Annotated in this window: 14 protein-coding genes; 4 read left to right on the plus strand and 10 right to left on the minus strand. The window is 61.9% G+C overall.

Annotation, left to right across the window (positions count from 1 at the left end; genetic code table 11):
• Window positions 1–109 precede the first annotated feature (109 nt).
• The gene (locus PCOSP_RS20690; protein ID WP_139649414.1) at window positions 110–1,000 is read right to left on the minus strand and encodes an AraC family transcriptional regulator; all 891 of its coding nucleotides are present in this window, start codon (window positions 998–1,000) and stop codon (window positions 110–112) included.
• 179 nt (window positions 1,001–1,179) lie between these two features.
• Between PCOSP_RS20690 and PCOSP_RS20695 the strand changes: the two genes are divergently transcribed.
• Window positions 1,180–2,232: an NAD(P)-dependent alcohol dehydrogenase gene (locus PCOSP_RS20695; RefSeq protein ID WP_139649412.1), complete on the plus strand. Its 1,053-nt coding sequence runs from the start codon at window positions 1,180–1,182 to the stop codon at window positions 2,230–2,232.
• 55 nt (window positions 2,233–2,287) lie between these two features.
• On the opposite strand, the gene PCOSP_RS20700 is transcribed toward PCOSP_RS20695, so the two are convergent.
• The 5 genes from PCOSP_RS20700 to PCOSP_RS20720 form a co-directional block, all read right to left on the minus strand.
• Window positions 2,288–3,091: an IclR family transcriptional regulator gene (locus tag PCOSP_RS20700; RefSeq protein WP_041023886.1), complete on the minus strand. Its 804-nt coding sequence runs from the start codon at window positions 3,089–3,091 to the stop codon at window positions 2,288–2,290.
• 60 nt (window positions 3,092–3,151) lie between these two features.
• On the minus strand, window positions 3,152–4,462 hold the full coding sequence (locus PCOSP_RS20705) for an MFS transporter (RefSeq protein WP_139649410.1): 1,311 nt from the start codon (window positions 4,460–4,462) through the stop codon (window positions 3,152–3,154).
• Window positions 4,463–4,649: 187 nt separating this feature from the next.
• Window positions 4,650–5,798 (minus strand): galactonate dehydratase, encoded by a 1,149-nt coding sequence (gene dgoD / locus PCOSP_RS20710; RefSeq protein ID WP_024776883.1) that lies wholly within the window; start codon window positions 5,796–5,798, stop codon window positions 4,650–4,652.
• Window positions 5,799–5,847: 49 nt separating this feature from the next.
• Complete coding sequence (locus PCOSP_RS20715; protein WP_175363422.1) at window positions 5,848–6,468, minus strand: 2-dehydro-3-deoxy-6-phosphogalactonate aldolase; 621 nt, start codon at window positions 6,466–6,468, stop codon at window positions 5,848–5,850.
• Window positions 6,469–6,487: 19 nt separating this feature from the next.
• The gene (locus tag PCOSP_RS20720) at window positions 6,488–7,471 is read right to left on the minus strand and encodes a 2-dehydro-3-deoxygalactonokinase (protein WP_139649406.1); all 984 of its coding nucleotides are present in this window, start codon (window positions 7,469–7,471) and stop codon (window positions 6,488–6,490) included.
• Between the two features lie 189 nt (window positions 7,472–7,660).
• Between PCOSP_RS20720 and PCOSP_RS20725 the strand changes: the two genes are divergently transcribed.
• Complete coding sequence (locus PCOSP_RS20725; protein ID WP_464709442.1) at window positions 7,661–8,293, plus strand: glutathione S-transferase family protein; 633 nt, start codon at window positions 7,661–7,663, stop codon at window positions 8,291–8,293.
• A 4-nt stretch (window positions 8,294–8,297) separates the two neighbouring features.
• Here the strand turns inward: PCOSP_RS20725 and PCOSP_RS20730 are convergent, their stop codons facing one another.
• Window positions 8,298–8,780, minus strand: a complete 483-nt coding sequence (locus tag PCOSP_RS20730; protein ID WP_003179435.1) for a GNAT family N-acetyltransferase — start codon at window positions 8,778–8,780, stop codon at window positions 8,298–8,300.
• Between the two features lie 176 nt (window positions 8,781–8,956).
• On the opposite strand from PCOSP_RS20730, the gene PCOSP_RS20735 reads away from it, so the two are divergent.
• Window positions 8,957–9,301, plus strand: a complete 345-nt coding sequence (locus tag PCOSP_RS20735; RefSeq protein ID WP_139649403.1) for a hypothetical protein — start codon at window positions 8,957–8,959, stop codon at window positions 9,299–9,301.
• Between the two features lie 32 nt (window positions 9,302–9,333).
• Complete coding sequence (locus tag PCOSP_RS20740; RefSeq protein WP_464709444.1) at window positions 9,334–9,714, plus strand: Rho termination factor N-terminal domain-containing protein; 381 nt, start codon at window positions 9,334–9,336, stop codon at window positions 9,712–9,714.
• A 258-nt stretch (window positions 9,715–9,972) separates the two neighbouring features.
• Here the strand turns inward: PCOSP_RS20740 and araH are convergent, their stop codons facing one another.
• The 3 genes from araH to PCOSP_RS20755 form a co-directional block, all read right to left on the minus strand.
• Window positions 9,973–10,941 (minus strand): L-arabinose ABC transporter permease AraH, encoded by a 969-nt coding sequence (gene araH / locus PCOSP_RS20745; protein ID WP_041020454.1) that lies wholly within the window; start codon window positions 10,939–10,941, stop codon window positions 9,973–9,975.
• 10 nt (window positions 10,942–10,951) lie between these two features.
• The gene (gene araG, locus PCOSP_RS20750) at window positions 10,952–12,496 is read right to left on the minus strand and encodes an L-arabinose ABC transporter ATP-binding protein AraG (protein WP_464709445.1); all 1,545 of its coding nucleotides are present in this window, start codon (window positions 12,494–12,496) and stop codon (window positions 10,952–10,954) included.
• Window positions 12,497–12,564: 68 nt separating this feature from the next.
• Complete coding sequence (locus PCOSP_RS20755) at window positions 12,565–13,569, minus strand: substrate-binding domain-containing protein (protein WP_047699126.1); 1,005 nt, start codon at window positions 13,567–13,569, stop codon at window positions 12,565–12,567.
• Between the last annotated feature and the right edge of the window lie 58 nt (window positions 13,570–13,627).

The raw sequence follows: 13,627 nt of genomic DNA on the forward strand, positions 1-13,627 counted from the left end.
ACAATGTGGGAGCGAGCCTGCTCGCGATAGCGCTCGATCATTCAACATCTGCGTCGGCTGACACACCGCTATCGCGAGCAGGCTCGCTCCCACAGGGATTGGCGCTGGATCAGGCAGCGCGCTCTTCCCCGGGGTTGCGCTCGAAGTAGCGCTTGTACTCCCGGCTGAACTGCGACGAGCTCTGGTAACCCACCTGATGTGCGACCTGGGCCACGCCCATGCCCTCGCTGAGCAACAGCCGCTGCGCCTTGAGCAAGCGCAATCGCTTGAGGTACTGCACCGGCGACAGCAACGTACTGCGCTTGAAATGCTCATGGAAAGTCGAGGCGCTCATGTTCGCGCAGTTGGCCAGGGTCTCGACGTTCAGCGGCTCGGTGAAGTGCGCGTGTAAGTGGCTCAATGCGGCAGCGATCCGAGCGAACTGCCCTTGCTGCTCCACCAACGCCCGCAACACATCGGCCTGGGGCCCGCGCAACGCCGCGAAGAGCAATTCCCGCAACCGCGCCTGGCCCATGACCTGGCATTCCAGTGGGTCGTGCAAGCATTGCAACAGACGCTCGACGCATCCGCGCATGGCGTCATCGAGCACGGCGCTGGTCATGGATTCCGGTGTCTGCGGCGGCAGGTTCCGTCCCGGCGTCAATCCCATGGTCAGCACCAACTCGCCCAACAGCGCCCGATCGATCGCAACGGAAATCCCGAGCAGCGGAGCATCGGGCATGGCGTAGGTTTCGCACTCGAACGGTACCGGCAGCGCCTGGATCAGGTAGTGCCCGGCGCCGTACTCCAGCGTGCGCGGTCCCAGGTACGCCAGTTTACTGCCTTGGGCAATGATCACCAGGCTCGGCTCGTAGAGCTGCGGGCCACGGGCGATGTCTTCGCTGCACCGCAGTACTTGCACGCCAGGCAGCTGTGTAGGAATAAAGCCGTCACGGGTCGCCAGAGGTTCGATCAGCGAAACCAGCGCCGCGTTGGCATCGAGATAGCGGGTCAGCAACATGGGAAAAACTTCACGGAAAAAGGGATGGGAACATCATCGCAGGTCTGGCGCTCCATAGGATCAATCTACGGTCAAGGCCGGAGGATTAGGCATGACACCCGTAGGAATCGCCATCGCGGGATGCCGCCATGGCTCCCAGAATAGATCGCCTGACTGTTCATTGTTTAGCGAGGTTCAATATGTACACTGCCATCGGATACGCCGCTCAATCGTCCACCGCGCCCCTCGCCCCCATGAAGTTCGAGCGGCGCAGCCCGCAGGCCGACGACGTGGCAATCGACATTCTCTACTGTGGCGTCTGCCACTCCGATATCCACCAGGCCCGCAACGAATGGGGCATCGCTGTCTACCCGCTGATGCCCGGCCACGAGATCATAGGGAAGGTTACCGCCGTCGGTGCAAATGTCACCCGCTATAAGATCGGCGACTTGGTGGGTGTTGGCTGCATGGTCGATTCCTGCCGCGAGTGCGAAGCCTGCCATGCTGACCTGGAGCAATATTGCTACCAGGGCATGACCCAGACCTATGCCAGCCCGGACCGTATCAGCGGCGGCCATACCATGGGTGGCTACTCCGACAGCATCGTGGTCAACGAACATTTCGTGTTGCGTATCCCCGCCGCACTCGACCCGGCCAGCGCCGCACCGATTCTCTGCGCCGGCATCACGACCTACTCCCCCCTCAAGCACTATGGCGTGAAGGCCGGTGACAAGGTCGGCGTGCTCGGCATGGGCGGCCTCGGCCACATGGGTATCAAGTTCGCCAAGGCCATGGGCGCCGAAGTGACGTTGTTCACCCGCTCCGCGAGCAAGGCGGAGGAAGCCCGTCGCCAGGGCGCAGACCATGTGATCGTGTCCACCGACGCCAAGCAGATGGCCGCTGCCGCCGGACGCTTCCACTTCCTGTTGGACACGATTCCGGTACAGCACGACCTCAATCCCTACCTGGGGACGTTGCGTTTCGACGGCGTACACATTCTGGTGGGCCTGGTCGAGCCGATCGATCCGCCGGTCCATGCCGCCAATTTGATCATGGGCCGTCGCGTATTGGCCGGTTCGTTGATCGGTGGCATCGCAGAAACCCAGGAAGTGCTGGATTTCTGCGCCGAGCACAACATCAGTTGCGACGTTGAAATGCTCGACATCCGCCAGATCAACGAAGCCTACAGCCGCATGATCGCCGGAGACGTGAAGTACCGCTTTGTCATCGACATGGCGACGCTCAAGGCCTGACGCAGTGGCCTGTACGGTTAATTTGAGTGCATGAATTAGCCACACAGGCCACTAATCAGACCTTGGCACCCAGCTCCGCCGACAGCCGAGCTGTGACCCCTTTGACCAGGGGAATCAGCTCGGCCATTTTTTCCAACGGCATGTACGGCACGGTGCTGGCAATGCTGATACCGGCGACAATCCGCTTGCCGGCGTCCCGGATCGGCGCCGCCACGCAACGAATCGACGGTTCATTGTCCTCCAGGTCGAAGGCATAGCCTCCCGCCACATACTCCACCATCCGCTGCTGGAACTGTTCCCAGGACTGCTCCTGGTGCTGGGGCCAGAACTGATTCTTCCCAGCGGCCGGCAGACTGATTTCATACAGCCGCCGCCAATTGTCCTCGGGATCATCGAGCATCAGGGCCTTGCCAATCCCCGTGCGCGCCAACGGCATGCGATGGCCCACCCGCGAACGCATTTCCGGACCGTTGCGCCCCGGATTCTTCAGCAGGTACAGAACCTCGTCACCCTCGCGAATCGCCAGGTGAACGGTGTCGCCGGTCAATGCCGACAACTCGTCCAGATACGGTCCCGCCAGGCTCACCAGCGGTAGCTCTTCCCGGGCCTGGAAACCCAGTTCGATCAACTTCGGCCCCAGCAGATACCCCACCTGCGGCACCACGCGCAGGTAACGCTCGTCCACCAGGCAACTGGCCAGGCGATGGGTGGTGCTGCGGGTCGTGCCAATCAGCCGGGCGATTTCCTTCAGGTCACGGGCACCGCTGGCGACCGCCTGAACCACACCCAGGCCGCGCAGCAATGTCTGGGTGCCTGTAGGCGCTGCGTCCTTGGTGATTTTTGGATCGTCTTGCTGCATATCCGACCTTCAACAGTGAGCGGGGAACGGGGCGGCATTATGGTCGCCCGCCCCGTCGGACTACAACTCGATGCGCTCGACCTTCCCGACCAGCAGGATGTAGGACAACGCGCCCACCAGCGCCAGAACGGCGATATAGGTAATGGCCGGGGCAAACGAATCGCCGCTGGCAAGGAAACCAATGACAATCGGCGTGGCGATGGCCGCCAGGTTGCCGATGAAGTTGAACACCCCACCCGTCAGCCCGAGCAGCCGCGCCGGCGCCAGGGTCGACACCAGCGACCAGGTGATCGACGCCAGGCCATTGCCGAAGAAGGCCAGCGCCAGGAACGCGATCACCAGCGGTGTCGATTCAACGAAGTTGGCACCGATGATCGAGGTCGAGATCAGCAAGCCGCCAATGATCGGCAGCTTTCGGGCGAACCCGACCGTGGCGCCGCGCCGGATCAGCCAGTCGGAAAAGAACCCGGAGCACAACACGCCGACAAACGCCGCGAGAAAGGGCAACGATGCCAGCAGGCCAGACTTGATGAAGTCCATGCCACGATATTTCACCAGGTAGGTCGGGAACCACGTCAGGAAAAACCACAGCGTGGAGTTCAGGCAGAACTGGCCCAGATAGATGCCCCACAGCTTGCGCCGGGTCAGCACGACACCCAGGTCGGTCCAGCTGAATTTCGCCTTGGCCTTGGCCGCCTCGGCCTGGATGTCCACCAGCCCGCCGCCCTCGCGAATCAAATCGATTTCAGCAGCGTTGGCGCCCTTGAAATCCCGCGGCTCGCGATACACCGCGTACCAGATCACCGCCCAGAGAATGCCGACCGCGCCGGTCACCACGAAGACCATGTGCCAACCAAACGTGTGCTGCAGCCAGGCCAGCACCGGCGTCAGGAAAGCCAGGCCAACGAATTGTCCGGAAGTGTAGAAACCAATGGCCGTGGCCCGCTCGCGCTCAGGGAACCAGGTGGTCACTACACGGCTGTTGATCGGATAGGCCGGCGCCTCCAGGGCCCCGACCGCCATGCGCAGCACGAACAAAGCGATGAAGCTGGCGGCGAAACCGAGCATCACCGTGGCCACCGACCACAACAGCAACGCGACGCTGTACAGAATCCGCGGCGGCACGCGGTCCACCAGCCAGCCGCCGGGAATCTGCATGGCGGCGTAGGTCCAGCCGAACGCCGAGAAGATCAGCCCGACATGGATCGGATCGATGCCCAGTTCACTGGTCAGCGCGGGGGCGGCAATCGACAGGTTGCTGCGGTCCAGGTAGTTGATCACCACGGTGATGAACAGCAGGACCATGATGAAAAAACGCTTGCGGCTGGGCGTCACCAACGACGCCTGCGCGCTCAGGGTGTGCGCTTGCATGTGAGGTGCCTCTTCTTATGTTTATTGAGGAAACGGACGCGAGGATGGGGATCTCCTTGCCGATGGAGATCCTTTGTGGGAGCGAGCCTGCTCGCGATGGCGGTATGTCAGTAGCGCATTAATCAGCTGACCCACCGCGATCGCGAGCAGGCTCGCTCCCACAAGGTTCAGTGGTGGGCCTGGGAACTCACCACTCGGCAAAACTGCCATCGGCATGGCGCCAGATCGGATTGCGCCAGCGGTGGCCGACGGCGGCGCGTTCGATGACGTACTCCTCGTTGATCTCAATGCCCAGGCCCGGGCCGTTGGGGATCTTCACGAAGCCTTTGTCGTAGTCGAACACCCGCGCATCCTTGACGTAATCCAGCAGGTCGTTGCTCTCGTTGTAGTGGATGCCCAGGCTCTGCTCCTGGATGAACGCGTTGTAGCAAGCCGCATCCAGTTGCAGGCACGCCGCCAGGGCGATCGGGCCCAGCGGGCAGTGCAGCGCCAGCGCCACGTCGTAGGCCTCGGCCATGTTGGCAATCTTGCGGGTTTCGGTGATACCACCGGCGTGGGACGCATCCGGCTGGATGATGTCGACGTAACCTTCGCTGAGCACCCGTTTGAAATCCCAGCGGGAAAACAGACGCTCGCCGAGAGCAATCGGCGTGCTGGTCAGCGGCGCCAGTTCCTTGAGGGCTTCGTAGTTTTCGCTGAGCACCGGCTCTTCGATGAACATCAGCTTGTACGGGTCGAGTTCCTTCATCAGCACCTTGGCCATCGGCTTGTGAACCCGGCCATGGAAGTCGACGCCGATGCCGACGTTCGGCCCTACCGCGTCCCGCACCGCTGCCACGTTGGCGAGGGCCAGGTCGACTTTCTCGAAGGTGTCGAGAAACTGCAGCTCTTCAGTGCCGTTCATTTTCACCGCCGTGAAGCCCCGTCCCACGGCTTCTTTCGCTGCGCGGGCGGTGTCCGCCGGCCGGTCGCCGCCGATCCAGGAATAGACGCGGATCTTGTCGCGCACCTGGCCGCCCAGCAGGTCGCTGACCGACACCCCCAGGGCCTTGCCCTTGATGTCCCACAGCGCCTGGTCGATACCGGCCAGGGCGCTCATGTGCACGGCGCCACCGCGATAGAAGCCGCCGCGATACAGCACGGTCCAGATGTCTTCGATATTGCGCGGGTCTTTGCCGATCAGGTAGTCGGACAATTCCTCGACGGCGGCCGCCACCGTATGGGCACGGCCCTCGACCACCGGCTCGCCCCAGCCAGTCACACCCTCGTCGGTTTCGACCTTGAGGAAGCACCAGCGCGGCGGAACAATGAAGGTGGTCAGTTTGGTGATTTTCATCTTGTTGTCTCTCTTGTCAGATGCAGCGCACGCAGCGCTGGAAAAGTCTTCAGTTCAAGGCATTCCATTCGGCCACGTAAGCCTTGGCGCGCACCGCGACTTCGTCTGCCGTCATGCCCGGCTTGAACAACCCGGAGCCCAGGCCGAACCCCTTGACGCCCGCCTCGAGGAACACCGCCATGTTGTCCGGCGTGATCCCACCCACCGGCACCAGCACGGTCCCGGCCGGCAACACCGCGAGCCAGGCCTTGACCACCGCCGGGCCCATTTGCTCGGCAGGAAACAGTTTCAACACATGGGCGCCTTCGGCCAGCGCGGCAAATGCCTCGGTAGGCGTGGCGACCCCGGGCGAGAGGTAGAGCCCCGCCGCTTTCGCCGCCCGCAACACCTTCGGATCGCTGTGGGGCATGACGATCACCTGGCCGCCGGCAGCCTTCACCTGCTCCACCTGCTCTGGGGTCAGCACGGTGCCAGCGCCGATCAGGCAGTCGGCGGGCAAGGTATTGCGCAGGATGCGGATACTTTCGTACGGCTCGGGGGAATTGAGCGGTACTTCGATGACGCGAAATCCGGCGCTGTACAGGACTTCGCCGATGGCTGCCGCCTCTTCGGGACGCAGACCGCGCAAGATCGCGATCAGCCCGTTGTGCGCCAGTGCTTGTGTGAGCATGTCAGACCTCCAGTCAGGTTTAACGCGATGCGCTGGATTCGAGCAGCCCGGCCGCCACGGCCAGTTGCCACAAACCTCGTTCGGTAGCCTGTTCGGCCAGGGTCACCCGGGCAAAGCCGCAGGCGTCGAGAGCCCGCTGATAACGGGCGCAGAGTTGGGAATTGCCGATCAAGACCACCGTCGGCAAATGCACGCTGTTGCGCCGATGCCGCTGTGCGGCGGCCAGCGCCGTCAGCTCGTGGCCAATCAACAAGCCAGAGAGATAGTCGGCCTGGGCGCTCGCGCCAAGTTCACCGGTCAGCCCCAGGCTGCGAGCGCTGAACACGGTGGACAGCGGACCGACCTGTCCGTCCGTCGACAGCGCCACCTGCACACCCCGATCGAAGGCCACGCCATCGAACGCAGCACCGCGCTGTTGGGTACGGCCGAGAATGCTGTGGTCGCTGAGCACGGCGAAGATTTCACCGGTCATGAAAGTGTCGAAATGCACGATGCAACCGTCGGCCACTTCCACCCACTTCGAGTGGCTGCCAGGCAGGCCGATCAGCACCGCTTCGTTCGGCAAGCTGTGCAGGGCGCCGAGTACCTGGGTTTCTTCGCCGCGCATGACATTGGGCAACCGCGAGCGCTGGATCACCCCTGGCACGATGTGCACATCGACACCGCGAAGGCTCCGAACGGTTTGTAGGGAATGTCCGAGATTGGCGACGTTAGCCGGTGTGTCGCAGTAAGGCGCTTCGCACCAACCCTGGGCGCTGCCGACCATGCCGCAGGCAATGACGGGCAGGCCCGGCTGCGCGTCCAACCAATCACCGCAGGCCTCGTCGAACGCCAGCTCGAAACCGTCGGTGCATTCACGACCGGCCACGGTCCGCGGCCCGGAGGGCAACTGCATGATCCCCGACGACAGCGAGCGCTGTTCGAGCACCTCGCCTCCCGCGGCGAGTTTGTAAGCCCGTAGTGAGGTCGTCCCCCAATCGAGCGCGATCAATTGCGCCTGCATCCGCTTCACCTGTTCTGTTTTTTGGCAGTGAGTGGCACGGACTATAAACCTGAGCGCGACAAAATCTCAATATATAAATATCACTCCCATATATTGGGATTACCACGAAGAGATCTCCACCTATCGCTATCCACCCACGACCCTGCTACGTTTCCTGTCCGGATGCCTTTAACCCTCAGGGATAACGAAATGGGACAACTGCTGAAAATCCTCGGCCGCACTTCCTCGATCAATGTCAGGAAAGTGCTATGGACTTGCCGGGAATTGGACATTTCCTACGAGCGCGAAGATTGGGGCCTTGGCTTCAACTCAACCCACGACCCTGCGTTCCTGGCGCTTAACCCAAACGCCCAGGTACCGGTGATCATCGATGAGAACGGTGTGCTCTGGGAGTCGAACACCATCTGCCGTTATCTGGTGGGCAAGCATGGACGCAGTGACCTGCTTGCCGTCGAACCTGCCGCACGGGCGCGAATCGAGCAGTGGATGGATTGGCAGGCGACGGAACTCAACCCGTCATGGGGTTATCCGTTCTATGCCCTGGTGCGCAAGGATCCCAGCTGCCAGGACCCGCAGCAGATTGCCGCTGGGGTCAAAGGCTGGAATGAGAAGATGGGATTGCTTGAACAGCAGTTGAGCCGTACGGGCGCCTATGTGGCCGGAGCGGAGTTTTCCCTAGCAGATGTGCTCATCGGCCTGTCCGTGCACCGCTGGCGCCAGACGCCCATGGAACGGCCGGACTACCCGGCCGTGGCGGCATACTGCAAGCGTCTGGAACAGCGGCCCGGATTTGCCGAATGGGCCTCCGCCAACCACGCCTGAGCCATCAGTTGCCTTGGGCGAAATCCCGTAGCACCTTGCCGTCCATCCGGTAGCGCACCCATTCTTCCTGGGGTTGCGCGCCGAGGGATTTGTAGAACTCGATCGCCGGTGTGTTCCAGTCCAGGACGCTCCATTCGAAACGACCGCAATCGTTGTCGCAGGCGACCTTGGCCAGATGGCGCAACAACGTCTTACCCGCCCCGCCGCCACGCTGTTCGGGCGTGATGTAGAGGTCTTCGAGGTACAGGCAGTTGCTGCCCAACCAGGTGGAGTAGCTGAAGAAAAACACCGCGAAACCAATCGGTACGCCATCGCGCAGGCAGATCAGCCCGTGGGCGGTCGCGCCTTCGCTGAACAGGCTGCGCTCGATGTCGGCCACACTGGCGATGACTTCGTGACGGGCCTTTTCGTAGTCGGCCAGCTCGGTGATGAAGGCAAGGATTTGAGGCGCATCGCTGGGTTGCGCGGGACGGATCTCGATCGACATGAACGGGCCTTGTAGCCAATTGAAAGCGCCATACTAAGCCGCTACGTGGCGCTCGTCACATGCCAATCCAAAATGATTATGCTCCGCAAAAAGCGCCATTCGTCGCCCCCGAGGCACCAACCCCGATCCCGCACGGCCCAAGATCAGGCAAGCATCTGAAAAATGGAGGCGACACCATGATCACTTCAAGGCTGACTGCGTTCACATTTGCCGCACTGCTGTCTTCGGTGGCCTTCGCGGCGACCACCTCCGGTACCGGACCGACCGACCCGGTGGAGGCACCCAACTCGCCGGCCACCCAGGGCATGCCCAAGTTGAACACCGATGGCACCGGCGGCGGCACCTTGAACAATGGCCAGCCACCCGCCACAGGTACCGATCCGCGTGTGCAGGGCAATGACATGGGCCGCCAGGGCGGCATGAACACACCGGACTCTACAGCGCCCGATAACGCCGGAACCGGCGTGGGCTCGAAAACCACCACCGGTGGTTCGGGCTCCGAAGGTGGCGCCAGCCAGTAGCCTCTGCTCACACATTTGAGGAGGAGAATCCCATGCCTCGTGGAAGCAAAGACAAATACGCCGCCGAGCAAAAGCGCAAGGCCGAGCACATCGAAAAAAGCTACGAGAAGAAAGGCCTGTCCGAGGACACGGCCGAGGCACGCGCTTGGGCGACGGTGAACAAACAGTCCGGCGGCGGCGAACGTTCCGGCGGCTCAGGGAAGCACAAACCGGCCGCGGAAAAGAAAACCGACCGCAAGGAATCGGCTCGTCGTGCAGCCAAGACCCGGGAAGGCCATCCGCGCAGCAGCAAGGCTTCCCATGAAACCCAGACGGTCGACAGCCTGATGAAAGAAGCCCGGGCGAAAAACATTCCCGGGCGTTCGAAGATGCGCAAGCAGGAGTTGATCGAGGCGCTGCGCAAAGCGGCCTGATCGGCCGCCATCGCGAGCAGGCTCGCTCCCACATGCGGTCTGCGGCGTCTGCGGGCTTCGCGACAGACAAAAAACCTGTGGGAGCGAGCCTGCTCGCGATAGCACCAGATCAGCCAACATTGATATTGAATATGCCGACGCCTTCACGAGCAAGCCCGCTCCCACATGCGGTCTGGGCGGGCGCTGGTTTTGTGGCTGACACAAGACCCGTGGGAGCCGGGCTTGCCCGCGATGGGGCCCGCCCGGTCGAAGCAGGTTTCAGCGCTGTTTCATGCGGTCGATGACCACCGCGAGCAACAGGATCGAGCCACGGATGACGTATTGGTAGAAAGTGTCGATGTTCTTCAGGTTCATCGCGTTCTCGATGATCGCCAGAATCAACACCCCGGCAATCACATGGCGAATCATGCCGATCCCACCGCTCAACGAGACTCCACCCAGGACGCAGGCCGAGATCACCGTCAGTTCGAAGCCCTGGCCGATCATTGGTTGGCCAGAGGTCATGCGCGAGGCCAGGATCACCCCCGCCAGCGCGCCGATCACGCCATGCACGGCAAAGATAATGATCTTGGTGCGATCGACGTTCACCCCCGCCAGCAACGCGGCTTCCTGGTTACCACCGATGGCCATGGTGTTGCGCCCATAGGTGGTGTAGTTCAGCAACCAGCCGAAAAACAGAAAGCAGACGATGGTGATCAGGATCGGCACCGGCACCCCGAACAACTGGCCGTTGCCGTACACGAAGAACGATTCTTGGGACACGCCCACTGCCTTGCCATTGGCAAAGATGTAGGCCAGGCCGCGAACGATCTGCATGGTCGCCAACGTGGTAATCAAGGCATTGACCCGCAGCTTGGCAATGACGATGCCGTTGATCAGGCCAACGATCAGCCCCATCACCAGCGCCGCGCTGACACCCAGGAACACGCTGTTGGTATCGCGCATCACCACCGCCGCGACCACGCCGGCGCAGGCAATCACCGAGCCGACGGACAAGTCGAAGTGCCCGGATGCCAGGCAATACAGCATGGTACAGGCGGCAATGCCGGTGGTGGAAATTGCCAGGCCCAGGCCCCGCATGTTCAGCGGCGACAGGAAGTTGTCGATCAACAGGGTGCAGAGCACGAAGATGCCGATGGCCGCCAGCAGCATGACCCAGTCGTCCAGGAACCGACGCATGTCCAGGGGTTTGCGTGCCGTTGGCAGTGCATTGTTTTGAATGGTCATGATTTACCTCTCAGTTCGCCGCGTCGGCAACGCGTTGGCGTGGCAGCGCCAGTTGCAGCAGGTTGGATTCGTTGGCCTCGGCACGCGGCAGCTCGCCGCGCATGGCCCCTTCGCACAGCACCAGGATCCGGTCGGAAATGCCCATCACTTCCATCAGGTCGCTGGAGACCACAATCACCGCGATGCCCTCGGCCGCCAGGTTGTGGATGATCTGGTAGATCTCCGCCTTCGCACCGATGTCGATGCCGCGGGTGGGCTCGTCCAGCAACAGGACTTTCATCGGCATAGACAGCCAGCGACCGAGGATCGCCTTCTGCTGGTTGCCGCCGGACAGGAACATGATTTTCTGCCCCGCCGTCGGCGTCTTCACTTTCAACGCCTTGATCTGCTTGTCGGCGTTGCCCTTTTCCCAATCGCCGCGCAACAGGCAGCCGAGGGTGGAGTGGGCACTGCGAGCGCTGATGTTGATGTTCTCGCCGACGCTGGCCAGGGGCATGATGCCTTCCTTCTTGCGGTCTTCCGGGCAGAGCAGTACGCCGGCGGCGATGGCGTCCCGGGGCGAACGCAGTTTCAGCGCCTCACCGTGCAAGACCAGGCTCCCTTCGGTCTGGCGCTCCAGGCCGCTGAGCAATCGCAGCAATTCGGTGCGTCCGGCCCCTACCAGCCCGAACAAGCCAAGGATTTCACCTTTGTGCACCTGGAAACTCACCGGCTCACGCAGCCCCGGACCGAGCAGGCGATCGACCTGCAGCGCCACTTCACCGCGCTCACGGGCACGGTAATCGTAGATGTCCTGGATATCGCGACCGACCATGCAGGTGACCAACTGATCGTGGGTCAACTCGCTCATGTTTTCGAAGGTGCGCACGTAGCGGCCATCCTTGAACACCGTCACCGCGTCACAGATGCGGAACACCTCTTCCATGCGGTGACTCACATACAGCACCACTTTGCCCTCGTCCCGCAGGCGCGCGATGATCGCCATCAAGCGGTCGATTTCCCGTGCAGAGAGGCTGCTGGTGGGTTCATCGAAGGCAATCACATGAGCGCCCCGGGACAAGGCCTTGGCGATTTCCACCAGTTGGCGCTGGCCGAGGGACAGGCGACCGACTTTTTCCTGGGGATCGATTTCGTCGGCCAGGCCCTTGAGCAGCGCCAACGCCTGCTGGCGCAACACGCCACGATTGACCAGGCCGAAACGGGCCGGCAGGTGGCCCAGGAACAAATTCTCGGCCACCGTCATTTCCGGCACCAGATGCAGCTCCTGGTGAATCACCGCCACGCCGCTGGCGATGCTGTCGGCCGTGCACTTGAAGGCCATCGTCTGCTCGCCGATCTGCAGCTCGCCGCTGCTCGGGATGTAGGCCCCACCCAGAATCTTCAGCAACGTGGACTTGCCCGCGCCGTTTTCCCCCATCAAGGCATGAACCTGGCCTGGATGGGCGACAAAACTGATATTGGCCAACGCCTGCACGCCGGGAAAGGCTTTGCCGATTCCGTTGAATCGCAAGCTGGCGCCGATGTTGTGTTGCTGTGTCGCTGTTTGCGCTTGCATAACCACCTCGAACTCACAGAGATCAAGCGGCCCCAAGACACCAGGGCCGCTTTTGAATCAACCGGCCGTCAATTCCACAGGCCGATCTTTTCCAGCTCCTGCTTGAAGTTCTCCCGAGTGATCAGCGTCACCTCGTCCATGGCGGTGTACTTCGGTGGTTCCTTGCCGGTGGTGACCCACTCGAACATCATCTCGGCGGTCTTGTAGCCTTCGATGTGCGGGCTAGGCAGCATCGAACCGAAGAAACCGCTGTGGGGTTTTTTCAGCTCGCCGATGGCGTCGGTGCCATTGATGCCGATCCCGATCACGTTGTCTGCCTTGAAGCCGGCGCTTTCAGTCGCGCGCACGCCACCCAGCACGGTGTTGTCGTTCATGCCGCCGATGATCAGGTTCTTCGCGCCGCTGGGCAGTTTCACCAGGGCGGAGTTGGTGGAGTCCATGCTCCCCGGTACGTCGAGGGTCTTGAGCGCCGTGGTGAGGATGTGGTCGTCCGGCATACCGGCTTTCTTGAGGGCGTCCATCGAACCGTCGGTGCGTTTCTTGCCGGTGTCCAACTCGTTGAAGGTGTTGATCACCGCGTAGGTGTCTTTCCAGTCCCAGCCACGTTTTTTGGCTTCAGTAGCCATGGCGGCACCCTGCTTCTGGCCCACTTCGAACGCGGCCATGCCGAGGTACGGCACGTCTTCCATGAACTTGCCGCTGGCATCGACGAAACGGTCATCGACGGCGATGACTTTCATGTCGTTGAGTTTGGCCTTGGCCATGATGGCCGGGCCCAGGGACACGTCCGGCGGGCAAATCACGAAGCCCTTGGCGCCGTTGGCCGCGAGGCTGTCAATGGCTGAGAGGGTCTTCTCGCCATCGGGCACGGCAATCTTGATGACCTTGAAGCCCTTGTCCTTGCCCGCTTTTTCAGCGAACGCCCATTCGGTCTGGAACCAGGGCTCCTCGGCCTGCTTGACCAGAAAACCGATCTTCACTTCTTCAGCCGCCAGCAAGGTACTGCTGAGACCGACCGCGGCAACTGCCAAGGCAACGCGGCACAGGGAACGGATCCCACGACGATGATTCATAGTTGACTCCTTGTTTTTTTTATTGAAAGCCAAACGTCCAGGGTCTGCTCCACCATCG

Source organism: Pseudomonas sp. MAFF 730105 (assembly GCF_055380705.1).

Coding starts and splice junctions, on each gene's coding strand:
- PCOSP_RS20695 (WP_139649412.1), top strand. CDS start 1,180: ATGTACACTGCCATCGGATACGCCGCTCAATCGTCCACCGCGCCCCTC.
- PCOSP_RS20725 (WP_464709442.1), top strand. CDS start 7,661: ATGGGACAACTGCTGAAAATCCTCGGCCGCACTTCCTCGATCAATGTC.
- PCOSP_RS20690 (WP_139649414.1), bottom strand. CDS start 1,000: ATGTTGCTGACCCGCTATCTCGATGCCAACGCGGCGCTGGTTTCGCTG.
- PCOSP_RS20700 (WP_041023886.1), bottom strand. CDS start 3,091: ATGCAGCAAGACGATCCAAAAATCACCAAGGACGCAGCGCCTACAGGC.
- araG (WP_464709445.1), bottom strand. CDS start 12,496: ATGCAAGCGCAAACAGCGACACAGCAACACAACATCGGCGCCAGCTTG.
- PCOSP_RS20735 (WP_139649403.1), top strand. CDS start 8,957: ATGATCACTTCAAGGCTGACTGCGTTCACATTTGCCGCACTGCTGTCT.
- PCOSP_RS20740 (WP_464709444.1), top strand. CDS start 9,334: ATGCCTCGTGGAAGCAAAGACAAATACGCCGCCGAGCAAAAGCGCAAG.
- PCOSP_RS20730 (WP_003179435.1), bottom strand. CDS start 8,780: ATGTCGATCGAGATCCGTCCCGCGCAACCCAGCGATGCGCCTCAAATC.
- dgoD (WP_024776883.1), bottom strand. CDS start 5,798: ATGAAAATCACCAAACTGACCACCTTCATTGTTCCGCCGCGCTGGTGC.
- PCOSP_RS20705 (WP_139649410.1), bottom strand. CDS start 4,462: ATGCAAGCGCACACCCTGAGCGCGCAGGCGTCGTTGGTGACGCCCAGC.
- PCOSP_RS20720 (WP_139649406.1), bottom strand. CDS start 7,471: ATGCAGGCGCAATTGATCGCGCTCGATTGGGGGACGACCTCACTACGG.
- PCOSP_RS20715 (WP_175363422.1), bottom strand. CDS start 6,468: ATGCTCACACAAGCACTGGCGCACAACGGGCTGATCGCGATCTTGCGC.
- PCOSP_RS20755 (WP_047699126.1), bottom strand. CDS start 13,569: ATGAATCATCGTCGTGGGATCCGTTCCCTGTGCCGCGTTGCCTTGGCA.
- araH (WP_041020454.1), bottom strand. CDS start 10,941: ATGACCATTCAAAACAATGCACTGCCAACGGCACGCAAACCCCTGGAC.